The following is a 25,043-nucleotide window of genomic DNA, read 5'->3' on the forward strand; positions in this document are numbered from 1 at the left end:
CCTGGGGTGGGTCGTGGACGCTCTGGAGCTGATGCCGCAAACGACTCACGGGTGCGGTCCGGCGGCAGGCGGCAGGCCGACCTTCGCCTCTGATCCGTTCACGACATCAGCTCCAAAGGAGTTCGCCACCTGCCTTCACCTGTCGGCCAGACCTGTCCAGCTCGCCGATGAAGGGGAGGGGGAAGGGGTCAGAGGCCGGAGAGGCGTTGGCCGGCTCGGACGACGGCCATGGCGTGGCGTTCGCCGGGGCGGCGGCCCAGGCGCTCGATGGGGCCGGAGATGCTGATCGCGGCGATCACCCGGCCGGTGCGGTCGCGGATCGGGGCCGAGACGCTCGCCACACCCGCCTCCCGTTCGGCGACGCTCTGCGCCCAGCCGCGGCGGCGTACCTCGGCGAGGGTGCGGCCGGTGAACTTGGCGCGGGGCAGCAGCGGCATGACCGCCTCCGGTGGCTCCCAGGCGAGCAGGATCTGTGCGGCCGAACCGGCTGTCATCGGCAGCACCGAGCCGACCGGTACGGTGTCCCGCAGGCCGCTGGCCCGCTCGGCGGCGGCCACGCAGACCCGCTCGTCGGCGCGGCGCAGGTAGAGCTGGGCGCTCTCCCCGGTGGCATCCCGCAGCGCGGCCAGCAGCGGCTCGGCGGCGGTCAGCAGCACGTCCGGGGCGGCGTTGGCCAGCTCGCCGAGCCGGGGCCCCGGGCGCCAGCGCCCCTGGGTGTCCCGGACCAGCATCCGGTGGATCTCCAGAGCCTGCGCCAGCCGGTGCGCGGTGGCCCGGGGCAGCTTGGTGCGTTCAACGAGTTCGGCCAGGCTGGCGCCGTCGACGCAGGCGGCCAGGATGACCACCGCCTTGTCGAGGACGCCGACACCGCTCATACTGTGTCCCACAAGCCGAAACTTACCTCCCAGAATTTAGGATGTCCAGATGGTGGGAGTCACTCAACCGAGGACCCTGGCCGAGAAGGTCTGGGACGCGCACGTCGTACGGACCGCCGCGGGCGAGCCGGACCTGCTCTACATCGACCTGCACCTGTTGCACGAGGTGACCAGCCCGCAGGCGTTCGACGGGCTGCGCCTGGCCGGTCGCCGGGTCCGCCGTCCCGACCTCACGCTCGCGACCGAGGACCACAACACCCCGACCGGGTACGACGACCCCAGTTTCCGGTCACGCCGCGGCGACCTGCTCACCATCGCGGACCCCACCTCGCGTACGCAGATCGAGACGTTGCGCCGCAACTGCGCCGAGTTCGGCCTGCGGCTGCACCCGCTCGGCGACGAGAACCAGGGCATCGTGCACGTCATCGGCCCGCAGTTGGGGGTCACCCAGCCCGGCATGACCATCGTCTGTGGCGACTCGCACACCGCCACCCACGGTGCCTTCGGGGCGCTCGCCTTCGGCATCGGCACCAGTGAGGTCGAGCACGTGCTGGCCACCCAGACCCTGCCGCAGGCCCGCCCGCGCACCATGGCGGTCAACGTCACCGGTCAGCTCGGCCCCGGCGTCACCGCCAAGGACCTGGTCCTCGCGCTGATCGCCCAGGTGGGCACCGGCGGCGGGCGCGGCCACATCGTCGAGTACCGGGGTGAGGCGATCCGCGCGCTGTCCATGGAGGGGCGGATGACCGTCGCCAACATGTCCATCGAGTGGGGCGCCAAGGCCGGCCTGATCGCGCCGGACGAGACCACGTTCGCGTACCTCAAGGGGCGGCCGCACGCGCCCCGGGGCGCGGACTGGGACGCGGCGGTGGCCCACTGGCGGACCCTGCCCACCGACGAGGGCGCGACCTTCGACGCCGAGGTGACCCTCGACGCCAGCCGGGTCACCCCGTTCGTCACCTGGGGCACCAACCCGGGCCAGGGCGCGCCGCTCGGCTCGGCCGTGCCGGACCCGGAGGACTTCGGCACCGACGCGGAGCGGGCCGCCGCCCGCCGGGCCCTGGAGTACATGGCCCTGACGCCGGGCAGGCCGCTGCGCGACCTCGCGGTCGACGTCGTCTTCGTCGGCTCCTGCACCAACGGACGCCTGGAGGACCTGCGCGCCGCCGCCGACGTGCTGCGCGGGCACAAGGTCGCCGACGGCGTACGCATGCTCGTGGTGCCCGGCTCCGCGGCCGTGCGGGAGGCGGCCGAGGCGGAGGGGCTGGACAAGGTCTTCGTCGACGCGGGCGCCGAGTGGCGTTTCGCCGGCTGCTCGATGTGCCTGGGCATGAACCCGGACACCCTCTCCCCAGGCCAGCGTTCGGCCTCGACCTCCAACCGCAACTTCGAGGGCCGTCAGGGCCGGGGAGGGCGCACCCACCTGGTGTCCCCACCGGTCGCCGCCGCCACCGCCGTGGTCGGCCGGCTCGCCGCCCCCGCCGACCTGTAGAAGGGCAGCCGAGAGATGGACAGGTTCACCACCCACGCCGGCACCGCCGTGCCGCTGCGCCGTTCCAACGTGGACACCGATCAGATCATCCCGGCCGTGTACCTCAAGCGGGTGACCCGGACCGGTTTCGCGGACGGGCTCTTCAGCGCGTGGCGGGAAGATCCGGCATTCGTGCTCAACGATCCGGCGTATTCCGGTGCGTCGATTCTCGTGGCCGGTCCCGAGTTCGGCACCGGATCATCGCGGGAGCACGCCGTCTGGGCGCTGCGCGACTGGGGCTTCCGCGCGGTGATCTCTCCGCGATTCGGTGACATCTTCCGCGGCAACGCGCTCAAGGAAGGTCTCCTTCCGGTGGAGCTGGAATTGAAAGCCGTCGAGGAGATCTGGGACCGGGTCGAGTCCGACCCGAGCGCCGAGATCAGCGTCGACCTGGTCGCCCGCGAGGTCCGGGTCGGTCCGGCCAGCTGGTCGTTCCCGCTGGACGACCACAGCCGTTGGCGGCTGATGGAAGGCTTGGATGACATTGGACTGACCCTCCGGCACGCCGCGGAGATCAGCGCGTACGAGGCGTCCCGACCGTCGTTCAAGCCCGCCGTGGCATAGCCGTACGCCCGAACACTCATCGGTATTCGCCCCCACCGGTCCACCCGGTGGGGGCGAATCCGTTACGACACAAGGCCTTTTTTCCATCGAATGTTTGTGTCCAGGCAGCACAGGGCATACCGTGCGCGCAGAATGGCTCGCGTCGAGTCAGTTGCACAATCGGGAGGAAGTCGTGAACAAGGCCGAGCTCATCGAGGCGCTCGCCGCTCGCCTGGGGGACCGGAAGACGGCGACGGCGGCGCTCGACGCGGTCATCGCCGAGGTCCAGGCGGCGGTCACCAAGGGCGAGAAGGTGGCGATCACCGGATTCGGAGCGTTCGAAAAGCGTGTCCGGGGTGCCCGAACAGCGCGCAACCCGCGTACCGGTGAGGCGGTGAAGGTCAAGAAGACATCCGTGCCGACCTTCCGCGCCGGCACCGGATTCAAGGAGATGGTGGCCAGCGGCAAGGTGCCCAAGGCCGCCGCGCCGGCGAAGAAGACCACCACCACGGCCGCCACCAGGACCACCGGCGCGAAGGCGACGGCGGCCCGGGCGACCGGCGCCAAGGCCACCACCGCGAAGAAGACGACCGCCACGGCCGCCAAGAAGACCACCGCGGCCAAGACCACCGCGGCCAAGGCCGTCACCACCAAGAAGGCCGCCCCGGCGAAGAAGACCGCCGCGGCCGCCAAGACCACGGCGGCGAAGAAGGCCCCGGCGGCCAAGAAGGCCCCGGCGGCGAAGAAGGCGCCGGCGGCGAAGAAGGCGCCGGCGGCGAAGAAGACCACGGCGGCGAAGAAGGCGCCGGCGGCGAAGAAGACCACGGCGGCGAAGAAGGCTCCGGCGGCGAAGAAGACCACCGCCGCCAAGAGCACGGCGGCGAAGAAGGCCCCGGCGAAGAAGGCTCCGGCCAAGAAGGCCACCGCCCGGCGCTGACCTGCGCACGTACGCCCGCGAGGGGCGCCCACCGCACAGTGGGCGCCCCTCGCGCCGTTCCCGGTTCAGAGCCGGTCGGCGGCGACCAGCCGGTCGGCGGAGAAGGCGAGCAGCCAGCCGCCGCCCTTCGGGGTGGTGAAGTTGCCGGGCCGCCCGGTCAACCGCTCCAGCGCGCCCGGGATCACCTTGCCCTGGCTGCACACCGCGACCGGCTCGCCGGCGGCGGCCAGCTCCGCCAGCCGGCCGGCGGTGGCCAGCGCGCACTCGTCGCCCAACTGGCCCGGCCGCGGCTCGTCCAGGTCGCCGTGCACCTCGATCGGCAGGTCGAGCAGGGCGGCCGCCGGGGCGAGGGTCTGCACGCAGCGGCACGCCGAGGCCGACAGCAACCGGATGGGGCGGACCAGTGCCACCAGCGGGGCCAGCGCCTCGGCCTGGGCCCGGCCGGTCGCGTCCAGTGGGCGCCCGTCGTCCGGACCGGACCAGGTGGCCCGCGTACCGGCCTGCGCGTGCCGGACCAGCGCGATCGTCGTGGTGACCCGGGGCAGCGCGGCGAACGCGGCCAGCACCTCCGCGTCGTGCGGGTAGCTGACCAGGCGGACCGCCTCGTCGACGGCGAGCCAGCGCACCTCGTCGACTTCGGTGCCGGGCTGGAAGCCGCCCTCGCCCACCGCCCGCATCGACCAGTGGTCCACCGTCTTCGGCCGGCCCTCGCTGCGGTAGCGCACGGTGGGGAGCCGGACCTGCGGGACGGCCCGGACGTCGGTCTCCTCGGCCAGCTCGCGGACGGCGGCCAGCAGCGGGTGCTCGCCGTGCTCCAACTTGCCCTTCGGCAGCGACCAGTCGCCGTAGCGGGGCCGGTGCACCAGGCAGACCCGTACGCCACCGTCGGTGTCCGGCCGCCAGGCCACCCCGCCGGCCGCCCGGATGCCGACCGGTTGCTCCTGCACCATCTGGTCACCCTACGTCCGGGACGACCGCCGTACGGGCCGCTGAGGGGCGTCCGGTGGTACCGCGCCGGGGCCCCGGGCCGTCACGGCAGGCCCTGGTCGGGGGCCGCCCCGGTCAGCCGGAGGTGCCGCCGACCCGGCGCAGCAGCAGCTCCTGCAGGTGCGTCAGCGGCTCCTCGGCAGTGCCGGTACGGCGGGTCCAGGTGCCGTCGCCGGCCAGTTCGAACGCGTCCACCTCGGGGCTGAACGCGGCGGTCAGCACGTGGTCGAGTTCGGCCCGGGCGACCGGGTCGCTCACCTGGACCAGTGCCTCCACCCGACGGTCCAGGTTGCGGTGCATCAGGTCGGCCGAGCCCATCCAGAACTCCGCGTCGCCGTTGTTGCCGAACCGGAAGATCCGCGAGTGTTCCAGGAACCTGCCGAGGATCGAGCGGACCCGGATGTTCTCCGACAGCCCCGGCACCCCCGGCCGCAGCGTGCACATGCCCCGGATCAGCAGGTCGACGTGGACGCCGGCCCGGGACGCCCGGTAGAGCGCGTCGGTGATCTCCTCGTCGACCAGCGCGTTCACCTTGAACTGCACCAGCCCCGGCATGCCGAGGCGGACGTGCGCGATCTCCCGCTCGATCCGTTCGATCAGGCCGCTGCGGATGCCCTGCGGCGCCACCAGCAGCCGCCGGTACGCGGTCTGCCGGCTGTAGCCGGTCAGCACGTTGAACAGGTCGGTCAGGTCGGCGCCGACCTCCGGGTCGGCGGTGAGCACGCCGAAGTCCTCGTAGAGCCGGGCGGTCTTCGGGTGGTAGTTGCCGGTGCCGATGTGGCAGTAGCGGCGGATCTGGTTGCCCTCCTGGCGTACCACCAGGGCGGTCTTGCAGTGCGTCTTGAGGCCCACCAGGCCGTACACGACGTGGCAGCCGGCCCGTTCCAGGGTGCGCGCCCAGCCGATGTTGGCCACCTCGTCGAAGCGCGCCTTCACCTCCACCAGCACCACCACCTGCTTGCCGGCGGCGGCCGCGTCGACCAGCGCGTCGACGATCGGGGAGTCGCCGCTGGTGCGGTAGAGGGTCTGCTTGATGGCGAGCACGTCGGGGTCGGCGGCGGCCTGCTCGATGAAGCGCTGCACGCTGGTGGCGAACGAGTGGTACGGGTGGTGCACCAGCACGTCCCCGTCCCGCAGGGTGGCGAAGACGCTGCGCGGCACCTCGCCCTCGGTGAGCCGGGGGTGGGTGGCCGGCACGAACGGCGGGTCCTTCAGGTCCGGCCGGTCGGCCTCGGCGTAGAGCTGCCACAGCGCCGACAGGTCGAGCAGCCCGGGGACCCGCAACACCTCCTGGTCGTGCATGTCCAGTTCCCGGACGAGCAACTCCAGCATGTGGTCCGAGATCGAGGCGTCCACCTCCAACCGGACCGGCGGGCCGAAGCGGCGCCGGGCCAGCTCCCGTTCGAGGGCCTGAAGCAGGTCCTCGTCGCGGTCCTCGTCAACCTCCACCTCGGCGTTGCGGGTGACCCGGAACAGATGGCACTCGACCACCTGCATGCCGGAGAAGAGCTGCCCCAGGTGCACCGAGATCAGGTCCTCCACCGGCACCATCCGTACCCCGGGCTGGTCCCGGGCGACCCGGACGAACCGGGGCACGTTGTTCGGCACCTTGACCCGGGCGAACAGTTCCGAGCCGCCGTCCGGGTCGCGGACCGTCACCGCCAGGTTGAGCGACCGCCCCGAGATGTACGGGAACGGGTGGGCCGGGTCGACCGCCAGCGGGGTCAGCACCGGGAAGATCTGTTCCCGGAAGTACGCGCGGAGCCGTTCCCGCCCAGGGTCGTCCAGGTCGGCCCAGCGCAGGACGCGGATGTCCTCGGCGGCCAGCTTCGGCAGCACGTCCTCGACGAAGCACGTGGCCTGCCGCGCGACCAGCGCTGCGGCCTTCTCGGCGACCAGCTCCAGCTGGGTGCGCAGCGGCATCCGGTCGCCGCCGCGCACCGGCAGGCCGGCCTGGAGCCGTCGCTTCAGCCCGGCGACCCGCACCATGTAGAACTCGTCCAGGTTGCTGGCGAAGATGGCCAGGAACTTGACCCGCTCCAGCAGCGGGGTGCGCGGGTCCTCGGCGAGCGCCAGCACCCGGGCGTTGAAGTCCAGCCAGGAGAGCTCCCGGTTGAGGAAGCGGTCCTCCGGCAGCGGCGCGGCGGCCCGCGGCTCGCCGTCCGGTCCCGCCGGCGGGGTGGGCCGGTCGCCCGGGTCGAGCACCTCGTCCAGCCCGGCGGAGGCCCCGGCGGCGCTGGCGCCGGGGGAGTCGGGCGCGGTCGCGGCGGCGCGGGTGCCGCCCCGGCGGCGGGCGCCGTTGCGGGGGCCGCTCGGGTCGGCGGCGTGCGGCGGGCTGGCGGGGTGCTCGCGAGGGGTGCTCACCCGCTCATAATCACCCGATCCCGGTTAACGCAAAATGAACTCGCGCGGGTCGGCTCAGGCCATCGTCGGCAATGTCACCCGGACGACCTCGCCGTCCGGACCGAGGTCCACCCGCAGCCGCTGCCCGAGACGGAGCAGCCGCAGCCCGGAGGCGTCGAAGGCACGCGCCGGGAAGGCCAGCTCGGTGCCGTCGTCCAGGAGCAGCAGGCCGGTGCGGGTCTGCGCGTCGAAGGTCGCCACCGTGCCCTGCATGCCTGCACCGTACCCCGAGGGTGTTCGTCAGCGGGCCGCGGCGAGTGCCGCGGTGCGCGGGCCCAGCCCGAGCCGACGCGCCGCCGCCAGGTCGGCCGCGGTGTCCACGTCGCGGCGCAGCGAGGGCCACGGCCCGGCCAGCGGCAGCGCCCCGCTCCCGGCGTGCGCCGCCGCCGAGCCGACCCCGAACCGGGGCTCCAGCGGCACCCCGGGCGGTGTGGTGAGCAGCACGGTGCCGCTGCCGGGGGCGTCGGCCACGAAGCGGCGTACCCCCGGGTCGTCGGCGGCGGCCCGCAGCGCCGCCGCCAGCTCCGCCGGGCGCAGCGCCGGCAGGTCGGCGGTGAGCCCCGCCACCCAGACGCCTGCGGCGGCGGCCGCGGCGCCGTGCCGGAACGCGGCGTTCAGCCCGGCCTCCGGCTCGTCCGGCACGATCCGGGTGCCGGCCGCGCCGAGCAGCGCCGCCGCCCGCTCGTCGCCGGTCACCACCAGGACCTCGGCGACCGCGGGGCAGGCCCGCACCGCGCGGACCGTGTCGGCCGCCAGGGCCAGCGCCAGCTCCTCGTGGGGTACGGCCGGCAGCGCGCCCCGCAGCCGGCTCTTCGCCGCGCCCAGGCGCTTCACCGGCACCACCACGGTCCACCTCGGCTGACGCACGCGACAATCCTGCCAGCGCCGACGGCGGTACCCTCACTGGCCGTACCCGTGGCGAGCAGGCATGATTTCCGCTGCGGGCCGCACCGGCGGGTGCGGCGAGTGGGTCGGGGCGACGAGGAGGCAGGGTGACACGGCGCAGGCTGGGTTTCTGGCGACGTTTCGCCGTGGCGCTGGTCAAGCCCCTGATGCTGGTCTGGACGCGGCGTACCTGGCGCGGGGCCGAGCAGCTGCGCCGTGACGGCGGCATCATCATCGTGCCCAACCACATCTCGCACGCCGACCCGCTGGTCTCCGCGCACTTCATCCACGACGCCGGCCGCTGGCCGCAGTATCTCGGCAAGGCCAGCGTGTTCCGGGTGCCGGTGATCGGCTGGATCCTGCACCGCTGCAAGCAGATCCCGGTGGAGCGTGGCTCCGCCGACGCGGTCAAGTCGCTGGACAAGCTGATCGCCGCGCTCGACTCCGGCGGCGCGGTGGTGATCTACCCGGAGGGCACCACCACCCGGGAGCCGCAGTTGTGGCCGATGAAGGGCAAGACCGGGGCGGCCCGGCTGGCGCTGGCCACCGGCGCGCCGGTCATCCCGATGGCGATGTGGGGCCCGGAGAAGCTGTTCGACCCGCGGACCGCCCGGTTCGGCCTGCGGCCCCGCACCCCGGTGACCGTGGTCGCCGGCGAGCCGGTCGACCTGAGCCGGTGGGCGGGCGCCACCCCGACGCGGGCTGTGCTGGAAGAGATGACCGACGAGATCATGTTGACCCTGCGCGACCTGCTCGCCGGCATCCGGGGCGGCACGCCGCCCCCGCTGTGGGAACGTCCCGCCCGTCCGCGTACTCCCGAGGTGACCGAATGAGCGAGCGGATCGACCAGCTCGGTGTGGTGGCGCCCCGCGGCGTCCCCGACCCTGGGGAGGCGGCGGCATGAGTGAGCGGAGCGAGCGAATCGGTCAGCTCAGTGCGTCGGTGCCTCATGGCGTTGCCGACCGAAGGGAGGCGGCGGCATGAGTGGCCACGTGGCGGTGCTGGGGGCCGGTTCCTGGGGGACCGCCTTCGCCAAGATCCTCGCTGACGCCGGTCGGGACGTGACGATCTGGGCCCGTCGGGAGTCGGTGGCCGAGGCCATCCGGGCCCACCGGCGCAACCCGGACTACCTGCCCGACCTGCGGCTGCCCGAACGGGTCACCGCGACCGGCGAGGCCGCCAAGGCGATCTCCGGCGCCGAGCTGGTGGTGCTCTCGGTGCCCTCGCAGACGCTGCGCGGCAACCTCGCCGACTGGGCCGGCCACCTCGCCCCGGACTCGACCCTGGTCTCCCTGATGAAGGGGATCGAGCTGGGCACCACCAGGCGGATGAGCGAGGTGATCGTGGAGACCGCCGGGGTCAGCCCGGACCGGGTGGTGGTGGTCTCCGGGCCCAACCTGGCTCCCGAGATCGCCGCCGAGCAGCCCGCCGCGACCGTGGTCGCCGGCACCGACGCCCGCCGCGCCGCGCTGGTGCAGTCCTCGATCCGGACGCCGTACTTCCGGCCGTACACCAACGACGACGTGATCGGCTGCGAGCTGGGCGGGGCGGTCAAGAACGTGATCGCCCTGGCGTACGGGATCGCCACCGCGATGGGGTTCGGCGACAACACCCGGGCGATGCTGATGACCCGCGGGCTCGCCGAGACCGCCCGGCTGGGCGTGGCGCTCGGCGCCGACCCGCTCACCTTCGCCGGCCTGGCCGGCATGGGTGACCTGGTCGCCTCCTGCTCCTCGCCGCTGGCCCGCAACCGCACCTTCGGCGAGCACCTCGGCCGGGGGGAGACGCTGGAGCAGGCGCAGGCGGCGACCCGGCAGACCGCCGAGGGCGTGAAGAGCTGCCTGGCCATCCGGGACCTGGCCCGGGCGCACGGGGTGGAGATGCCGATCACCGAGCAGATCGAGCGGATCTGCCACGAGGGCATGGACCCCCGGCTCGCCGTGGACGCCCTGATGAGCCGCACCGCCAAGCCGGAGTCGTACGAGTGAGTGCCGCAGCGCCCCAGTGGCGGGACGGCACCCGCTGCGTCCGTGCCGGGCTGCCCGAACCGGCGCCGGGGGACCCGTTCCTGCCCGGGCCGGTCTTCGCCGCGCCGTACCACCTCGACCCCTGGGAGGGTCCGGCCGCCGCCGCGAACGGCTACGGCCGGCCGGACAACCCGACCCGCCGGCTGCTGGAGTCGGCCATCGGCGAGCTGGAGGGGGGCGACTGCCGGGTCTTCGCCACCGGGCAGGCCGCCATCACCGGGCTGCTGCTGGCCGTGCTGCGGCCCGGGGACACCGTGCTCCTCCCCGCCGACGGGTACTTCCCGGTGCGCGCCTTCGCCACCGCCACCCTGACGGGGATGGGGGTCCAGGTCGGATTCGTGCCGACCGTCGGGCCGTACCCGTCGTTCGAGGGCGTCCGGCTGCTGATGCTGGAGACCCCGGCGAACCCCGGCCTGGACGTGGCCGACGTCGCGGCGCTCGCGCAACGGGCGCGTGCCGCCGGCACCCTGCTCGTGGTCGACAACACCACCGCCACCCCGCTCGGGCAGCGCCCGCTGGACCTCGGCGCCGACCTGGTGGTCGCCTCCGGCACCAAGGCGCTGACCGGGCACTCCGACCTGCTCCTCGGCTACGTCGCGTCCCGCTCGGCGGAGCTGCTGGAGACGCTGACCGCCTGGCGCACCACCACCGGCGCGGTGCCCGGAGCCTTCGACGCCTGGCTGGCGCACCGGTCGCTGGCCACCCTCGACCTGCGGCTGGCCCGGCAGTCCGCCAACGCGGCGGCGGTCGCCGAACTGCTCGCCGGGCGGGCCGACGTGACCGGGCTGCGCTGGCCCGGGCGGCCGGAGGACCCGGCGTACCCGGTGGCGTCGGCGCAGATGCGGCGGATGCCCGGCGTGGTCTCCTTCGACCTCGGCGACGCCGACCGGGTGGGCCGGTTCGTCGACGCCGCCCGGCTGGTCGCCGCCGCGACCTCCTTCGGTGGCCTGCACACCACCGCCGACCGGCGGGCGCAGTGGGGCGACGACACGGCGCCGGGCTTCGTCCGGCTCTCCTGCGGGGTCGAGGACACCGCCGACCTGGTGGCCGACGTCGCCGCCGCGCTGGACGCCGCCGGGGCGGTCCGTCCGCTATCGTGATGCCGGCCCGCAGGTGGCCCCGACCCGAGGAGGTGAGCCCGATCCGCTCGACAGCAGGAACGGCGCTCCCCTCCGAGTCCCCGTCGCACCGCTAGGCGACGGCCGGGAGCGCCGACGAGCGTTCCCGAGAGGCATCCCATGGCACCGACCAGGTTCCACGACTACCGTCCCGCCCTCGTCTCGCGGCTGCGCGCCGCCGGTTGCGTCTACGCCGAGGACGAGGCGGAACTGCTCCTCGCCGCCGCCGGCTCCGCCGAGGCGCTGACCGCGCTCGCCGACCGCCGGGTCGCGGGCGTTCCCCTGGAACACCTGCTCGGCTGGGCCGAGTTCTGCGGGCTGCGGGTCGCCGTCGACCCCGGCGTCTTCGTGCCCCGCGGGCGTACCGCCCTGCTGGTGGAGGCCGCGGTCGCGGTCGCCGGGCCGGCTCCGGCGGTGGTCGACCTCTGCTGCGGCTCCGGGGGCACCACCCTGGCGCTCGCCGCGCGGCTCGCCCCCCGCTGGCTCGCCGCCGTCGACGTGGACCCGGCCGCGGTGGCCTGCGCCCGCCGCAACCTCGCCGGCCGGGACGTGCCGGTCCTGCGGGGCGACCTGTACGACCCGCTCCCGCCGGCCTGGCGGGGCCGCCTCGACCTGGTGGTGGCCAACGCCCCGTACGTGCCGACGGCGGCGGTGGCGCTGCTGCCGGCCGAGGCGCGGCTGCACGAGGCGCCGGTGGCGCTGGACGGCGGGGCGGACGGGCTGGCCGTGCTGCGCCGGGTGGCGGCCGGCGCGGTGGACTGGCTGACGCCCGGCGGCCACCTGGTGGTGGAGATCAGCGACGGCCAGGCGGACGCGCTCTGCGCGTCGATGAGCGCGCTGGGTCTGGTGCCGACGGTGGTGCGCGCGCCGGAGTGGGAGGCCACCGCGGTGACCGCCCGCCGGCCGGGCTGACCGGTCTGCCGGTCGCCGTCCACCGACCGCGGGCCGTCGTACCGCGCCGGCCGGTGGGCGGTCCGGCCGGCCGGACCGTCGGGGTCCGGTCGATGACCGTTCGCGGCATGGCGGGTCCGGCAAACGGGAACTAGCCTCGCAGCAGGTGCGGGCGGGAGGCGGTGGGCAGCGTGGACGTGCCGGTGGTGGTCGGCCTGGACAACGGTGGCACGAGCGACAACGCCACCGTGCTCACCATGGACGGTCGTTTCCTGGTCGACGGGCTGCTGGAGATCCCCAGCGAGGTCGGGGCCGGCCCGGAAGCGGCGATCGAGGCGCTGGCCCGCGCGCTGGACGGCGCCCTCGCGCACACCGGTGTGCCCCGCGAGCTGGTGCGGGCGGTGGGGCTGGACACGCCGGGGCCGGCCAGCGCCACCGGGGTGATCTCCTCCCGCGGGTCGACCAACTTCGCCCAGCCGGCCTGGCACGGGTACGACGTGCGCGGCGCGCTGGAACGGCGGCTCGGCCTGCCGGTGGTCTACCACAACGACGGCAACGCCGCCGCGCTCTACGCCCACCACGTCCACTTCGGACCGGAGGCGATGGTCCGGTCCTCGGTGTCGGCCATCGTGGGCACCGGGCTGGGCGGTGGCGTGGTGGAGAACGGCCGGGTGGTCACCGGCGCGGCCGGGATGGCCGGCGAGTTCGGGCACGTGCACATCCCGCTGACCGGGCTGCTCGCCCCCGGCCAGCCGGAGCCGACCTGCGCCTGCGGATTCGTCGGGGACGCGGAGAGCGTCGCCTCGCTGACCGGGATCCGGCGCAGCCTGCTGCCCTACTGGCTGGCCCGCCACCCCGGCCATCCGCTCGCGGCGGAGCCGCCCGCGCGGGCCGCCAAGCTGCTGCGGGGGTACGCCGAGCGTGGCGACGAACTGGCCCGGGAGGTCTTCGCCCAGCAGGCGGCGGCACTCGGCCGGCTGTTCACCATCGCGGCCAACTTCACCGACCCGCACGCGTACTTCGTCGGGGGCGGTGTGGTGGAGGCGGCACCGGAGTTCCGGGACTGGTTCCTCGCGACCGTGCGCGAGCACACCGTGCTCCGCGCCGAGCAGGCCGCGGTGGCCACCTTCGCGTTGGTCCCCGACCGCGACATGGCCGGTGCGCGGGGCGTTGCCATCGCCGCCCTGGAGACCCTCCGCGCTGCCCCCACCCCCCAGCCCACCCTCGCCACCTGACCCCACCTCCGCAACCCGTGGAGTGGGGGTGGGAGCGGGCCATTAGGGGCGGGGTGGGGCGGTGGTGAAGGTGGCCCAGGCGGCCGGGGGGAAGAGCAGCACCGGGCCGGCCGGGTCCTTGGAGTCGCGGACCGCGATCAGGTCCGGGACGGTCGCCAGCTCCACGCAGGCGCCCTGGTCCCCGCTGTACGTGCTCTTGCGCCAGGTGGCCGTCGCCAGCGCCGCGCTGATCGTCGGTGTCATGGTCCTACCGTCCCTTCAACAGTTGCCGGAGCTGGTCGCGGCTGTCCGCCGGGCTGAGCGCGACGGTCCGCAGGTGTTCCATGATCTTGGTGCAGGTACGCAGGTCACCCGGGCGGTCGAGGACCATCTGCCCGGCGACCGTCTCCACCGAGGCGATGATCGGGTCCGCGGGGTCGGCGAACTCCAGGATGTGCAGCGAGCCGCGGGTGCCCCGGTGGTAGCCGGCCGCCAGCGGGATGACCTGCACGGTGACGTTGGGCAGCTCGGCCATCTTGAGCAGGTGGTGCAGCTGCCCCTCCATCACCGCCCGGTCGCCGACCGGGCGCAGCAGCGCGCCCTCGTCGATGATCGCGTCGAAGATGGGCGGGGCATCGGCGGACAGGCGCTGCTGCCGGTCGAGCCGTAGCTGCACCCGTTGCTCGACCTGGTCGTCGCCGAGCGTGTGCGGCCCGCCGCGCATCACCCCGCGGATGTAGTCCGCCGTCTGCAACAGGCCGGGCACCACCGAGGGTTCGAAGTTGGCGATGCCGGTCGCCTCCGCCTCCAGGGCGATGAAGTCGATGGTGCGGCGGTCCAGCAGGTACGAGTACGACACCCACCAGCCGGGCTTGCGGGCGTCCTTGGCCAGCCGCACCGCCGCGGCGATGTCGTCCGGCCCGACGCCGTAGAGGCTCAGCAGCGCCCGCACGGTGGCGGGGCTGACCAGCGTCTGTGCGTTCTCGTAGCGGGACAGTGTGCTACGGGTGCTGTTGATCTCGTCGGCGGCGGCCTCGAGGGTCAGGCCGGCGGTCTCGCGGTGGGTGCGCAGGGCGATGCCGAGCCGACGGGCCCGGGCGGTCTTCGGAGCCATACGTCGATGGTGGCATATCTATCCGGGAACGTGTGCATGAGAGAACATCGATGAGAGTTGCATTCACGCACGTCCACCTGTCAATCTGTGACGGCGTCCTCACCGGCGGTTGTCGTGGCGACGGCGGTGGTGAGCGACCGGAGGGGATGGGGCGCGTGGCGATCGGGTTCAACTCCCCCTACCCGATCGCCACGTGCCACCGCCACCGTTCACCGGGGAGGGACTTCGTGATGAGCGTGACCGGATGCCAGGGCGAGCGGCGATGACCCGGTTCCTCGTGGTGCTCACCGACGTCCGTTCCGTCGAGAGCGAGATCCGGGACGAGCGACGGGCCCCCGAGCGTCGCCGCCAGGTGGTCGGCGCGAGCAGCCGGGAGGCCGCCGACCGGATCGCCGGGGCGTTCATGGCGCTGGGCATGGTCCGCGCCGGGCGGCAGCGGGTGAAGGTCATCGCCGTCGGCCGCCGGCCCAGCACCGTCACCGCCGGCGCCGACTGGGCCGACCACGCACCGTATCGGCACGGGTGACCGTTTGCGAGGGAGGTACGCGTCCTCCCGGGTATCGCCATCGGCGCGCCGCCACCCACAGTAAGGTCGACCGGGTGAGCGCCGCTGGCGGCTCCGCAGTCGCGTACCGAGAGGTGACCCAGTGACCACCCCAGGCAAGACCCGCGTGGCGATCGTCTTCGGCGGTCGCAGCCCCGAGCACGGCATCTCGTGCGTCAGCGCCGGCAGTGTGCTCGGCGCGCTGGACCCCGACGAGTTCGAGGTGGTGCCGGTCGGCATCACCCGCCAGGGGCAGTGGGTGCTGGCCAGCGGTGACCCGAGCCGGCTCGCCATCGCCGACCGGAAGCTGCCGGAGATCACCGCCGGTTCCGGTGCCGAGGTGGTGCTCCGCGCCGACCCGACCGCGGGCGGCCTGATGGTGCTCGACCCGGCCGAAGGTCCCCGGGCGCTTGCCGACGTGGACGTGGTCTTCCCGGTGCTGCACGGCGCGTACGGCGAGGACGGCACCATCCAGGGCATGCTGGAGATGGCCGACATCCCGTACGTCGGCGCCAACGTCTTCGCCTCCGCCGCGGCGATGGACAAGGAGTTCACCAAGAAGCTCTGCGCCGTCGAGGGCATCCCGGTCGGCCCGTACGCGGTGCTGCGCAACGGGATGACGCTCAGCGAGCAGGACAAGGAGCGGCTCGGCCTGCCGGTCTTCGTCAAGCCGTCCCGGGCCGGCTCGTCGTTCGGCATCACCAAGGTCGACGACTGGGCGCAGCTCGACGCGGCGGTCGCAGGAGCCCGCGAGATCGACACGAAGGTGCTGGTCGAGGGCGCGATCGCCGGCCGGGAGATCGAGTGCGGCGTGCTGGAGGGCGAGGCCGGCGGCGCGCCCGAGGCGTCCGTGCTGGCCGAGGTGCGGGTGGTCTCCGGCCACGACTGGTACGACTTCGAGGCCAAGTACATCGACGACGCCTGCGAGTACGACATCCCCGCCGGGCTGCCGGACGAGGTGACCCGGCAGGTGCGGGAGTACGCCACCCGGGCCTTCACCGCGCTGGACTGTTCCGGCCTGGCCCGGGTCGACTTCTTCGTCACCCCGGAGTTGGACGTCTACCTCAACGAGATCAACACGATGCCCGGCTTCACCCCGACGTCGATGTTCCCCCGGATGTGGGCGGCCTCCGGCCTGGAGTACCCCAAGCTGGTCAACCGCCTGATCCGCACCGCCCTGCACCGCGCGACCGCCCCCCGCTGACGCCGAGCCGGCACGCGCCGCGCCCTGTCAAGATCCGCCCGCTTTCCCGGAAAGAGTGGCTGTCCATGCGTGAACAGCCACTCTTTCCGGGAAACTGCGCCCGGGCCGAGCCCGAGTTCGAGCGCGGTGTGGAGTGGGGGGAGTGGGGTCAGCCGGTGCAGCCGGCGGGGACGTCGCCGCCGGAGGGGACCGAGGCGACGACCGTGTCGGAGATCGGGGCGACCCACTGCAACGGCTGCTCGTACGCACGGGGCACGGTCACCCGGACCGCGGTCTCCCGGTCGACGGTGGTGAGCACGGTGGCATCGGCCTCCTCGGCCACGTACCAGCAGACCTTGTTGACCGTCCACACGTCGGCGGTGGCGGGGACGGACGGCTCCGCGCCGCCGCAGGCCACGGTGAGCGCCGGGTCGCCGTACGCGGCGTTCTGCTCGGCGCCGGCGGTCACCGGCCGCTGGGCCAGCTCCCGCACCGACGTCGGCAGCTGCGACATCAGCGCCCGGCAGACGGTGGCCGGGCGGGCGTCCAGCGCCGGGGCGGCCATCTCGACCGGGGTTGTGGACTGCGCCCGGGCGGTGCTGGCGGTCGGGGTCGGGGTCGGCGCGGCGGCCGGGGTTTCCGGCGCCAGCTTGGCGAAGGCGAACCCGGCCACGGCCACCGTCACCGGCACCGCGACCAGGGTGGCGACCAGCGCGGCCCGGCGGGTCGACCGGTCCCAGCCCGGCTTGCGGGCGGTGGTCGGCTCGGCCGGCTTCGCGCCGGTGGTCGGCTCGGCCGGCCTCGCGCCGGCGCTCGGGGAGGAAGTGATCTCGTCCACTTACAGGCGCACCACCGAACACGTGAGGGTGCGGGTGATGCCGGGCACCATCTGCACCTTGCTGACGATGAGTTTGCCGAGCTCGTCGACGGTGTTCGCCTCGGTGAGCACCACCACGTCGTACGGCCCGGTGACGGCGTCGACCCGTACCACGCCGGCAAGGTCCGCGATCAGACCGGCCACGTCACGTGCCCGGCCGACCTCGGTCTGGATGAGGATGTATGCCTGTACCACGACTCGACCTCCGTCCGTCGCCGCTCGTGGGCGGCCCGAAGGGTGAAACTACCTTACGGAGCAGGTGTGATCCCTATCGGTGGTCGAGGGGAAGCAGTGAGCGAGCGCGGCGAGGGAGTGGCATGAGTGTCGCGGGTGTCGGGGAGTTCGGCCTGATCGACCGGGTCACCGCCCGACTGACGTACGGATCGAGCTGCCTGCTCGGTCCGGGGGACGACGCCGCGGTGGTGGCCGCCCCGGACGCGCGGGTGGCCGCGTCGACGGACGTGCTGGTCGAGGGGCGGCACTTCCGGCGGGACTGGTCCGGCGCGCGGGACATCGGCCACCGGGCGGCGGCGGCCAACCTGGCCGACATCGCCGCGATGGGCGCCACCCCCACGGCGCTGCTGGTCGCCCTCTGCATGCCGGCCGACCTGGAGACGAGTTGGGCGGAGGAGCTGGCCGACGGGCTGGCCGCGGAGGCGGCCACGGTGGGGGCGAGCGTGGTGGGCGGGGACATGTCCGCCAGCCCGACCCTGACCATCGCCGTCACCGCCCTCGGCGACCTCGGCGGCCGGCCGCCGGTGGTCCGCTCCGGCGCGCGGCCGGGGGACGTGGTCGCGGTGGCCGGGCGCAGCGGCTGGGCGGCGGCCGGGCTGACCGTGCTCTCCCGCGGGTTTCGCACCCCCCGGCTGCTGGTGGAGGCGTACCGGCGGCCGGAGGTGCCGTACGCCGCCGGTCCGCACGCCGCCCGGCTCGGCGCCACCGCCATGATCGACATCTCGGACGGGCTCCTGGCCGACCTGGGGCACGTGGCGAAGGCCAGCGGGGTCGGCCTCGACGTGCACCGGGACGCCTTCGAGGTACCCCGGCAGATGCGCGACGCCGCCCAGGCGCTCGGCGTCGACCCGTACTCGTGGATCCTCGGCGGGGGCGACGACCACGCGCTGGCCGCGACCTTCCCCCGGTCGGTGGCCCTGCCGGCCGAGTGGCGGCAGGTCGGCCGGGTGGTGGAGGGCGCGGGCGTCACCGTCGACGGTGAGAAGTACCACGGCCCGGCCGGCTGGGATCACTTCCGGTAACGGCCGCCGTCGGTCGTAACCTTTACCGGTGAGTGAGATCGAGATTCGCGCGCTGGGCTTCGACTCGCCGGTGGCGCAGTCGCTGATCCGCGCGGCCCTGGCCGACCTGGGCCGGCGGTACGGCGGCAGCGGCGACGACACGCCGGTCGACGCGGCCGAGTTCGTCCCCCCGCAGGGTGCCTTCCTCGTCGCCCACGTGGACGGCGAGCCGGTCGGCTGCGGCGGCTGGCGCAGCCACGGCGACGACACCGCCGAGCTGAAGCGGATGTACACCGCGCAGACGGCCCGGGGGCGCGGGGTGGCCCGCGCGGTGCTGGCCGCGGTCGAGGAGTCCGCGCGGTACCACGGGCGCAAGCGGATGATCCTGGAGTGCGGCGACAGGCAGCCCGAGGCGATCGCCATGTACACGTCGACCGGGTACGAGCCGATCCCCAACTTCGGCTTCTACCAGGACGCGCCCGGCTGCCTCTCCTTCGGCCGCACCCTCTGACCCGCGGGCCGGGCCGCCGACGGCCCGGCGGGGCCGGTCTCAGCCGACGCTGATCTCCACCTGTCCCGCCGCGTGCCGGGCGTTCCGCGTCGCCTCGGCGGGGTCGTCGCCCCAGACGAGTACCAGACCGCTGCGCCGGACCGAGGAGATCACCTCGCCGACGGTGTCGCCGACCGCGACGTCCACCTGGGCGTTCAGCACCCCCGGCGCCCCCAGCAGGCCACGCACCCCCGCCACGGCGGTCACCGTCCCGGGTGGGGCGAGCAGGAACTCCACCGCTGCCGCACCCACCGGCCGGGCCGGCAACGCGGGCCGCTCGCCGCGCAGCAGGCGCAGGTACGCGGGGATGAACCCACAGTCGTACGCGATCGAGACCAGCGTGGCGATCATGTCCCCGGGCAGTCGGGCGGCGCACTCCACCAGGGTCGGCACCCCGTCGGCGACGATCCACTCGCTGTGCAGCACCCCGGTGCGGAACCCGGCCGCCGACGCCAGCCGGGTGGCGACCTCGACCAGGTCGGCGTGGGCGGCCGGGGGCAGCGCGGACGGCACGGTGTGGCCGGTCTCGACCGGTCGGCGGCCCGGCAGCACCCGCTTGTCGGTGACGTTGGTGAAGCACACCTCGCCGTCGGCGAGCAGCAGCTCGACGCTGTGTTCCGCGCCGACGAGGGTCTGCTCGACCAGCACCTCGGTGGGCAGGCCCCGGTCGGTGGCCTCGATCGGCTCCTCCGGTGCGGCGGTCGCCGCCCAGGCCGGGGCGATGGCAGCCCGTTCGGTGATCAGCTGCACGCCCAGGCTGCCGGAGCGCCGGGTCGGCTTGAGCACGCACCGGCCGGCGAAGCGGTCCGCGAAGGCGGCGGCCTGCTCCGGGCTGGTGACCAGCTCGTACGCCGGGTTGGCCAGCCCGGCCGCGGCGGCGACCTGCCGCATCCGGTGCTTGTCGGAGAAGATGTCGGCGGCCTCCGGACCGGCCCCGGGCAGGCCGAGCCGGTCGGCCAGGCGGGCGGCGGCCGGGACGGCGTACTCCATCCCGGGCACCACCAGCCCGGCGGCGGCGAGGCCCGGTTCCCGGGCCAGCAGCGCGTCGACGTCAAGGCCGGTCTGGTACTCGGCGGGCACCACCCGGGAGATCACGGGCAGTCCGGCCGCGACCGACGCGAGATCGCGGCGGCGGATGACGTCGGGCTCCTCGACCAGCACCACGGACCCGGGCGGGAGCTGCTCGTCGAGCCAGCGCAGCATGCCGGTCGAGGTCCCGATGAAGATCATTTCGTCGGGGCGCAGGTCCAGGTCCACCGGTCAGTCCTCCGTACGGCGTCGGTGCGGGACGCCGGAGACCGGTCGGTCAGGCGGCGCAGGCAGACCGTAACCGGGCGCCCGGTGCGGGGCCAGCGGGAGGCGTTCGACCGGTCACCGGGCCGGCGCGAGTGGACCCGGACACGACAGAACCGGCGGACCGGGACGGTCCGCCGGTACTGGCGAATGTTCGAGCTGGAGGCGTTGCCGCGTCAGGCGCGGGTGACCTTGCCGGCCTTGATGCACGAGGTGCAGACCTGCATCTTCTTGGTGTTGCCGCCACCGGCCGGGGTACGCACCGACTGGATGTTCGGGTTCCAGCGGCGGTTGGTCCGCCGGTGCGAGTGGGACACGTTGTGGCCGAAGCCCGGCCCCTTGCCACAGACGTCGCACACGCTAGCCACGGGATACTCCTGGGATTGATACGTTCATGAGGTCGCCGGCAGGCGCTGCCCGGGCAACCTGGCCAGGCTACCCGATGACCCGGGCGCCGGACCAACCGGCCCGGTCCCGACCGGTTCCGGGGTGAGGCGGGCCACCGTCACGGACGTCCGACCGGCCCGTCCCCGTGGGAAGCCCGACGAAGGGACGCCGCCATGAGGGTAGCGCTGAGCGGCGGGGCGGAGGACACGCCGGGGCGGGACGGCCGACCCGGGCGGGTGTCGGTGCGCGACAGTAGGCTTCTGGCCGTGCTGGACACCCTCGACGCCGCCGCGGTGCGCCGCTGGTGCGCGAGTGGGCTCACCGCGCTGCGACGCCACCAGGGCGAGATCGACGACCTGAACGTCTACCCGGTCCCCGACGGCGACACCGGCACCAACCTGGTGCTCACCCTCACCTCCGCCCAGCAGGCGCTGGCCATGGACCTCGACACCCTCCCGGGCGACGGGCCCACCGCGCACGGGCACGCGCTGCGGCTGATGGCACGGGGGGCGCTGCTCGGCGCCCGGGGCAACTCCGGGGTGATCCTGTCGCAGATCCTGCGTGGCCTGGCCGACGCGCTCGCCGCAGTTCCCGCCGTCGGTGGCCGGGAGTTGGCCGCCGCGCTGCGCGACGCCGCCACCGCGGCCTACGCGGCGGTCGCCCGTCCGGTGGAGGGGACGCTGCTCACCGTCGCGGCCGCCGCCGCGGCGGCGGCCGAGCAGGCCGACAGCGACGACCTGCGCACGGGGGCCCGGGCCGCGGCGGGGGAGGCGGCCCGCGCCCTGGCCCGCACCCCCGAGCAGCTGCCCGAGCTGGCCCGCGCCGGCGTCGTCGACGCCGGCGGCCGGGGGCTCTGCCTGCTGCTCGACGCGCTGGTCGAGGTGATCACCGGGGAGAGCCCACCCCGGCCGGCGCCGGTGACCAGGGAGGTCCGCCCGCCGCTCACCACCGTCCGCGAGGCCGGCTCCGAGGAGTACGCGTACGAGGTGCAGTTCCTGCTCGACGCCGACCACGGGGCGGTGGCCCGGATGCGCGCCGAGCTGGCCACGCTGGGCGACTCGCTGGTGGTGGTCGGCGACGGCCCCTCACCGGCGGCCTCCACCACCTGGAACGTGCACGTGCACGTCAACGACGTCGGCGCCGCGGTCGAGGCGGGAGTGGTCGCCGGCCGGCCGTACCGGATCTCGGTGACCCGCTTCGCCGACCAGACCGCGCCGGCCCCGCGGCCCGGCCCGTCGGTCGACGGCCGGGCGGCCGTGGTGGTCGCGGCCGGCGCGGGCATCGCGGAGCTCTTCGCCGGCGAGGGCGCCGCGGTGGTGCCGGGCAACCCGTCCACCGGCGAGCTGCTGGACGCCATCCGTTCCACCGACGCGGCCCGGGTGGTGGTGCTCCCCAACGACCCGAACACCCAGGCCGTGGCGAGCGCCGCCGCCAGGGAGGCGCACCGGCTGGGGGTCAAGGTCAGCGTGGTGCCGACCCGCTCACCGGTGCAGGCGCTGGCCGCGCTCGCCGTGCGCGACCCGAAGCGGCGCTTCGAGGACGACGTCATCGCGATGGCCGAGGCGGCCGGGGCGTGCCGGTACGCCGAGGTCTGCCACGCCAGCCGGGAGGCGCTGACCGTGGCCGGCCCCTGCCGCCCCGGTGACGTGCTGGCGCTGGTCGAGGGGGAGGTGCACCTGATCGGCGCCGACCTGGTCGACACCTGCGCCGCGGTGGTCGACCGGATGCTGGGCGGCGGTGGCGAGCTGGTCACCCTGCTCACCGGCGCGGACGCCCCCGACGGCCTCGCCGAGGCGGTCCGCGCGCACGTCGGCCGGCGCTGGCCGTTCGTTGAGGTCCAGGCGTATCCGGGCGGCCAGCCGCGCTATCCGCTCCTGGTGGGGGTCGAATGACGTCCGAGCCGTCCACGGTGGACACGCCGCTGAAGAAGCTGGTCGGGGAGAAGACGGCCAAGGCCCTGGCCAGCCACCTCGACCTGCACACCGCCGGCGACCTGGTCTACCACTTCCCCCGCCGGTACGACGAGCGCGGCGAGCACACCGACATCCGCTCCCTCGACGTGGGCGAGCAGGTCACCGTGCTGGCCCAGGTGCAGCGCACGGCGGTGCGGCCGATGCGCCAGCGCCGGGGCAACCTGCTGGAGGTGACCGTCGGCGACGGCTCCGGCGGCGTGCTCACCCTGACCTTCTTCGGCAACCAGGCGTGGCGGGAGCGGGAGCTGCGCCCCGGACGCTGGGGGCTCTTCGCCGGCAAGGTCACCGAATTCCGGGGCAAACGGCAGCTCAACGGCCCGGAGTACGTCCTGCTCGGCGAGGGCGGTGACGCCGAGGCGGCGGCGAACGAGGAGATCGAGGAGTTCGCCGGTGCGCTGATCCCGGTCTACCCGGCCGCCGCGGCCGTGCCGACCTGGGTGATCGCCCGCTGCGTCCGGGTGGTGCTGGACACCTTCACCCCACCCGACGACCCACTGCCGGCGACCGTGCGGACCAGCCGCAAACTGGTCGGCATCGGCACCGCGCTGCGGGAGATCCACCGCCCGACCAGCAAGGAGGAGCTGTACCGGGCGCGACGCCGGCTCAAGTGGGACGAGGCGTTCGCCGTGCAGCTCACCCTGGTGCAGCGAAAGCACCGTGCCGCCTCCTGGCCGGCCCGGCCCCGACCGCCGAAGCCGGGCGGCCTGCTCGACGCGTTCGACGCCCGGCTGCCGTACGAGCTGACGACCGGCCAGCGGGAGGTGGCCGTCGAGATCGCCGCCGACCTGGCCACCGCGCACCCCATGCACCGGCTGCTGCAGGGCGAGGTGGGTTCCGGCAAGACGGTGGTGGCGCTGCGGGCCATGCTCCAGGTGGTCGACGCCGGGGGCCAGGCGGCGCTGCTCGCCCCGACCGAGGTGCTCGCCGCCCAGCACCACCGGGGCATGCTCGACCTGCTCGGCCCGCTGGCGACGGCCGGTGAGCTGGGCGCGGCCGACGACGCGACCCGGGTGGAGCTGGTCACCGGCTCGCTGGGGGCGGCGGCCCGGCGGCGGGCCCTGACCGAGGTCGCCGAGGGGCGGGCCGGCATCGTGCTCGGCACCCACGCCCTGCTCTACGAAGGGGTGGACTTCGCCGACCTCGGCCTGGTGGTCGTCGACGAGCAGCACCGGTTCGGCGTCGAGCAGCGCGACGCGCTGCGCGCCAAGGCCGACCAGCCGCCGCACGTGCTGGTGATGACCGCGACCCCGATCCCGCGCACGGTGGCGATGACGGTCTACGGCGACCTGGAGACCTCCACCCTGTCCCAGCTGCCGCAGGGCCGCTCGCCGATCGCCTCGCACGTGGTGCCGGCCGCGGAGAAGCCGGCCTTCCTGGACCGGGCCTGGCGCCGGCTGCGCGAGGACGTCGCCGCGGGCCACCAGGCGTACGTGGTGTGCCCGCGGATCGGGGATTCGAGGTCCGGGGCCGGAGCGGCCAACGCGGAGGCGCCGGACTTCGAACCAGGGCCGGCGAGCGAGGAGGAGCCGCCGCGGGAGGACGACAACGGGCGGCGGCCCCCGCTGGCCGTGACCGAGGTGGCGCCGCTGCTCGCCGACGGGCCGCTGCACGGGCTGCGGATCGGCGTCCTGCACGGCCGGCTGCCGGCCGACGAGAAGGACGCGGTGATGCGCTCCTTCGCCGACGGCGACCTGGACGTGCTGGTCGCCACCACCGTGGTCGAGGTCGGCGTCAACGTGCCCAACGCCACCGTGATGATCGTGCTGGACGCCGACCGGTTCGGCGTCTCCCAGCTGCACCAGCTGCGCGGCCGGGTGGGTCGGGGTAGCGCCCCCGGGCTCTGCCTGCTGGTGACCGAGGCGGCCGAGGGGTCCTCGGCCCGGGAACGCCTCGATGCGGTGGCTTCCACGACGGACGGGTTCAAGCTGGCCGAACTGGACCTGGAACAGCGCCGGGAGGGCGACGTGCTCGGTGCCACCCAGTCCGGGCGCCGCTCGCACCTGCGGCTGCTGTCGCTGCTGCGCGACACCGACCTGATCCGCGACGCCCGCGCCGAGGCGATCGCCCTGGTCGAGGAGGACCCGGAGCTGGAACGGCACCCGGCGCTGGCCGCCTCGGTCGCCGCGCTGGTGGACGAGGAGCGGGCGGAATACCTGGAAAAGGGGTGACCGGCGGGGGCTGTTGCCCCGTTGTCTCTTTGCCTTTTTGTCTCTTCGCCTCGGGTGCCGCTGCGACGCGAGTCGACGCCCTCGCCGCAGTCGACCGTCCCGTCCTCGGCCGCCCGGTCGTCGTAGAAGATTCCCGCGGTTCTCAGGCGGGGCCGCAACTGGTGGTTCACCCTCGCGTCCCGGCCCGTTCCGGGCCGCGGGGCCGACGGCATCGGTGGTTGCGCGAGTGCGGCCTACGCCGGTCGACGGCGCCTGACTCCCCGAACCCGCCCGGAAGCCTTCGCGGCCTGGCAGAACGCGGAGGTGGT

The 25,043-nt window shown here is 74.3% G+C and carries 25 protein-coding genes; 14 read left to right on the plus strand and 11 right to left on the minus strand.

Features of this window, described 5'->3' with window-relative positions:
* Window positions 1-188: 188 nt before the first annotated feature.
* Window positions 189-875 carry an IclR family transcriptional regulator gene (locus AB0I41_RS19600; RefSeq protein WP_088963553.1) on the minus strand — a complete coding sequence of 229 codons (687 nt, stop codon included), beginning with the start codon at window positions 873-875 and terminating at the stop codon, window positions 189-191.
* Between the two features lie 49 nt (window positions 876-924).
* Between AB0I41_RS19600 and leuC the strand changes: the two genes are divergently transcribed.
* From leuC to AB0I41_RS19615, 3 genes are all read left to right on the plus strand, one after another.
* The gene (gene leuC / locus AB0I41_RS19605) at window positions 925-2,367 is read left to right on the plus strand and encodes a 3-isopropylmalate dehydratase large subunit (RefSeq protein ID WP_357109247.1); all 1,443 of its coding nucleotides are present in this window, start codon (window positions 925-927) and stop codon (window positions 2,365-2,367) included.
* Between the two features lie 15 nt (window positions 2,368-2,382).
* On the plus strand, window positions 2,383-2,970 hold the full coding sequence (leuD, locus tag AB0I41_RS19610) for a 3-isopropylmalate dehydratase small subunit (RefSeq protein ID WP_357109250.1): 588 nt from the start codon (window positions 2,383-2,385) through the stop codon (window positions 2,968-2,970).
* Between the two features lie 172 nt (window positions 2,971-3,142).
* Window positions 3,143-3,886 carry an HU family DNA-binding protein gene (locus AB0I41_RS19615; protein ID WP_357109253.1) on the plus strand — a complete coding sequence of 248 codons (744 nt, stop codon included), beginning with the start codon at window positions 3,143-3,145 and terminating at the stop codon, window positions 3,884-3,886.
* 65 nt (window positions 3,887-3,951) lie between these two features.
* Here AB0I41_RS19615 and AB0I41_RS19620 read toward each other — a convergent pair whose 3' ends face one another.
* From AB0I41_RS19620 to cofC, 4 genes are all read right to left on the minus strand, one after another.
* Window positions 3,952-4,836 carry an NUDIX hydrolase gene (locus AB0I41_RS19620; protein ID WP_357109256.1) on the minus strand — a complete coding sequence of 295 codons (885 nt, stop codon included), beginning with the start codon at window positions 4,834-4,836 and terminating at the stop codon, window positions 3,952-3,954.
* Window positions 4,837-4,948: 112 nt separating this feature from the next.
* A complete protein-coding gene (locus AB0I41_RS19625) occupies window positions 4,949-7,237 on the minus strand; it encodes an RNA degradosome polyphosphate kinase (protein ID WP_357109259.1) in 2,289 nt (762 codons plus the stop codon).
* Window positions 7,238-7,291: 54 nt separating this feature from the next.
* Window positions 7,292-7,489, minus strand: coding sequence for a cold-shock protein (locus tag AB0I41_RS19630; RefSeq protein ID WP_357109260.1), 198 nt, complete (start codon window positions 7,487-7,489; stop codon window positions 7,292-7,294).
* Between the two features lie 27 nt (window positions 7,490-7,516).
* Window positions 7,517-8,143, minus strand: coding sequence for a 2-phospho-L-lactate guanylyltransferase (cofC, locus tag AB0I41_RS19635; RefSeq protein WP_357109263.1), 627 nt, complete (start codon window positions 8,141-8,143; stop codon window positions 7,517-7,519).
* A gap of 125 nt (window positions 8,144-8,268) precedes the next feature.
* Between cofC and AB0I41_RS19640 the strand changes: the two genes are divergently transcribed.
* From AB0I41_RS19640 to AB0I41_RS19660, 5 genes are all read left to right on the plus strand, one after another.
* Window positions 8,269-8,994 (plus strand): lysophospholipid acyltransferase family protein, encoded by a 726-nt coding sequence (locus tag AB0I41_RS19640; RefSeq protein WP_357109266.1) that lies wholly within the window; start codon window positions 8,269-8,271, stop codon window positions 8,992-8,994.
* 147 nt (window positions 8,995-9,141) lie between these two features.
* Window positions 9,142-10,149: an NAD(P)H-dependent glycerol-3-phosphate dehydrogenase gene (locus tag AB0I41_RS19645; RefSeq protein ID WP_357109269.1), complete on the plus strand. Its 1,008-nt coding sequence runs from the start codon at window positions 9,142-9,144 to the stop codon at window positions 10,147-10,149.
* Window positions 10,146-11,288 (plus strand): cystathionine gamma-lyase, encoded by a 1,143-nt coding sequence (locus AB0I41_RS19650; RefSeq protein ID WP_357109273.1) that lies wholly within the window; start codon window positions 10,146-10,148, stop codon window positions 11,286-11,288. Before AB0I41_RS19645 ends, AB0I41_RS19650 begins: the two co-directional genes overlap by 4 nt.
* Before the next feature lie 138 nt (window positions 11,289-11,426).
* Complete coding sequence (locus AB0I41_RS19655; protein ID WP_357109274.1) at window positions 11,427-12,218, plus strand: putative protein N(5)-glutamine methyltransferase; 792 nt, start codon at window positions 11,427-11,429, stop codon at window positions 12,216-12,218.
* A gap of 161 nt (window positions 12,219-12,379) precedes the next feature.
* Window positions 12,380-13,432 carry an ROK family protein gene (locus AB0I41_RS19660; protein WP_357109277.1) on the plus strand — a complete coding sequence of 351 codons (1,053 nt, stop codon included), beginning with the start codon at window positions 12,380-12,382 and terminating at the stop codon, window positions 13,430-13,432.
* 42 nt (window positions 13,433-13,474) lie between these two features.
* On the opposite strand, the gene AB0I41_RS19665 is transcribed toward AB0I41_RS19660, so the two are convergent.
* Together AB0I41_RS19665 and AB0I41_RS19670 are read right to left on the minus strand one after the other, a co-directional pair.
* Window positions 13,475-13,675: a DUF397 domain-containing protein gene (locus tag AB0I41_RS19665; protein WP_357109280.1), complete on the minus strand. Its 201-nt coding sequence runs from the start codon at window positions 13,673-13,675 to the stop codon at window positions 13,475-13,477.
* Between the two features lie 4 nt (window positions 13,676-13,679).
* Window positions 13,680-14,525: a helix-turn-helix transcriptional regulator gene (locus tag AB0I41_RS19670; RefSeq protein ID WP_357109282.1), complete on the minus strand. Its 846-nt coding sequence runs from the start codon at window positions 14,523-14,525 to the stop codon at window positions 13,680-13,682.
* Window positions 14,526-14,787: 262 nt separating this feature from the next.
* Here AB0I41_RS19670 and AB0I41_RS19675 point away from each other — a divergent pair, with 262 nt between their 5' ends.
* Both AB0I41_RS19675 and AB0I41_RS19680 read left to right on the plus strand, forming a co-directional pair.
* Complete coding sequence (locus tag AB0I41_RS19675; protein ID WP_357109285.1) at window positions 14,788-15,051, plus strand: hypothetical protein; 264 nt, start codon at window positions 14,788-14,790, stop codon at window positions 15,049-15,051.
* A 121-nt stretch (window positions 15,052-15,172) separates the two neighbouring features.
* Window positions 15,173-16,273 carry a D-alanine--D-alanine ligase family protein gene (locus AB0I41_RS19680; protein ID WP_357109288.1) on the plus strand — a complete coding sequence of 367 codons (1,101 nt, stop codon included), beginning with the start codon at window positions 15,173-15,175 and terminating at the stop codon, window positions 16,271-16,273.
* A 148-nt stretch (window positions 16,274-16,421) separates the two neighbouring features.
* On the opposite strand, the gene AB0I41_RS19685 is transcribed toward AB0I41_RS19680, so the two are convergent.
* Complete coding sequence (locus AB0I41_RS19685; RefSeq protein ID WP_357109290.1) at window positions 16,422-17,090, minus strand: DUF3515 family protein; 669 nt, start codon at window positions 17,088-17,090, stop codon at window positions 16,422-16,424.
* A complete protein-coding gene (locus AB0I41_RS19690) occupies window positions 17,091-17,324 on the minus strand; it encodes an Lrp/AsnC ligand binding domain-containing protein (protein WP_013284547.1) in 234 nt (77 codons plus the stop codon).
* A 122-nt stretch (window positions 17,325-17,446) separates the two neighbouring features.
* Between AB0I41_RS19690 and AB0I41_RS19695 the strand changes: the two genes are divergently transcribed.
* Both AB0I41_RS19695 and AB0I41_RS19700 read left to right on the plus strand, forming a co-directional pair.
* Window positions 17,447-18,385 (plus strand): thiamine-phosphate kinase, encoded by a 939-nt coding sequence (locus AB0I41_RS19695; RefSeq protein WP_357109293.1) that lies wholly within the window; start codon window positions 17,447-17,449, stop codon window positions 18,383-18,385.
* A 28-nt stretch (window positions 18,386-18,413) separates the two neighbouring features.
* The gene (locus AB0I41_RS19700; RefSeq protein ID WP_357109296.1) at window positions 18,414-18,875 is read left to right on the plus strand and encodes a GNAT family N-acetyltransferase; all 462 of its coding nucleotides are present in this window, start codon (window positions 18,414-18,416) and stop codon (window positions 18,873-18,875) included.
* Window positions 18,876-18,914: 39 nt separating this feature from the next.
* On the opposite strand, the gene AB0I41_RS19705 is transcribed toward AB0I41_RS19700, so the two are convergent.
* Together AB0I41_RS19705 and rpmB are read right to left on the minus strand one after the other, a co-directional pair.
* Window positions 18,915-20,171: an ATP-grasp domain-containing protein gene (locus AB0I41_RS19705; protein ID WP_357109299.1), complete on the minus strand. Its 1,257-nt coding sequence runs from the start codon at window positions 20,169-20,171 to the stop codon at window positions 18,915-18,917.
* A gap of 212 nt (window positions 20,172-20,383) precedes the next feature.
* Window positions 20,384-20,575 carry a 50S ribosomal protein L28 gene (gene rpmB / locus AB0I41_RS19710; protein ID WP_088963534.1) on the minus strand — a complete coding sequence of 64 codons (192 nt, stop codon included), beginning with the start codon at window positions 20,573-20,575 and terminating at the stop codon, window positions 20,384-20,386.
* A 285-nt stretch (window positions 20,576-20,860) separates the two neighbouring features.
* Here rpmB and AB0I41_RS19715 point away from each other — a divergent pair, with 285 nt between their 5' ends.
* Together AB0I41_RS19715 and recG are read left to right on the plus strand one after the other, a co-directional pair.
* The gene (locus AB0I41_RS19715; RefSeq protein ID WP_357109350.1) at window positions 20,861-22,486 is read left to right on the plus strand and encodes a DAK2 domain-containing protein; all 1,626 of its coding nucleotides are present in this window, start codon (window positions 20,861-20,863) and stop codon (window positions 22,484-22,486) included.
* The gene (gene recG / locus AB0I41_RS19720) at window positions 22,483-24,735 is read left to right on the plus strand and encodes an ATP-dependent DNA helicase RecG (protein WP_357109302.1); all 2,253 of its coding nucleotides are present in this window, start codon (window positions 22,483-22,485) and stop codon (window positions 24,733-24,735) included. The genes AB0I41_RS19715 and recG overlap by 4 nt, the downstream gene beginning before the upstream one ends.
* Window positions 24,736-25,043: the final 308 nt, after the last annotated feature.

Origin of the sequence: Micromonospora sp. NPDC050200, from assembly GCF_040656135.1 — a bacterium.
In the GTDB taxonomy this organism is placed as follows: Bacteria; Actinomycetota; Actinomycetes; order Mycobacteriales; family Micromonosporaceae; genus Micromonospora.

Excerpts from the sequence above, each read along its gene's own strand:
- AB0I41_RS19665 (WP_357109280.1), bottom strand. The coding sequence starts at position 13,675 with ATGACACCGACGATCAGCGCGGCGCTGGCGACGGCCACCTGGCGCAAG.
- AB0I41_RS19620 (WP_357109256.1), bottom strand. The coding sequence starts at position 4,836 with ATGGTGCAGGAGCAACCGGTCGGCATCCGGGCGGCCGGCGGGGTGGCC.
- AB0I41_RS19695 (WP_357109293.1), top strand. The coding sequence starts at position 17,447 with ATGAGTGTCGCGGGTGTCGGGGAGTTCGGCCTGATCGACCGGGTCACC.
- AB0I41_RS19630 (WP_357109260.1), bottom strand. The coding sequence starts at position 7,489 with ATGCAGGGCACGGTGGCGACCTTCGACGCGCAGACCCGCACCGGCCTG.
- AB0I41_RS19655 (WP_357109274.1), top strand. The coding sequence starts at position 11,427 with ATGGCACCGACCAGGTTCCACGACTACCGTCCCGCCCTCGTCTCGCGG.
- recG (WP_357109302.1), top strand. The coding sequence starts at position 22,483 with ATGACGTCCGAGCCGTCCACGGTGGACACGCCGCTGAAGAAGCTGGTC.
- AB0I41_RS19670 (WP_357109282.1), bottom strand. The coding sequence starts at position 14,525 with ATGGCTCCGAAGACCGCCCGGGCCCGTCGGCTCGGCATCGCCCTGCGC.
- AB0I41_RS19600 (WP_088963553.1), bottom strand. The coding sequence starts at position 875 with ATGAGCGGTGTCGGCGTCCTCGACAAGGCGGTGGTCATCCTGGCCGCC.
- AB0I41_RS19645 (WP_357109269.1), top strand. The coding sequence starts at position 9,142 with ATGAGTGGCCACGTGGCGGTGCTGGGGGCCGGTTCCTGGGGGACCGCC.
- AB0I41_RS19675 (WP_357109285.1), top strand. The coding sequence starts at position 14,788 with ATGACCCGGTTCCTCGTGGTGCTCACCGACGTCCGTTCCGTCGAGAGC.
- leuD (WP_357109250.1), top strand. The coding sequence starts at position 2,383 with ATGGACAGGTTCACCACCCACGCCGGCACCGCCGTGCCGCTGCGCCGT.
- leuC (WP_357109247.1), top strand. The coding sequence starts at position 925 with ATGGTGGGAGTCACTCAACCGAGGACCCTGGCCGAGAAGGTCTGGGAC.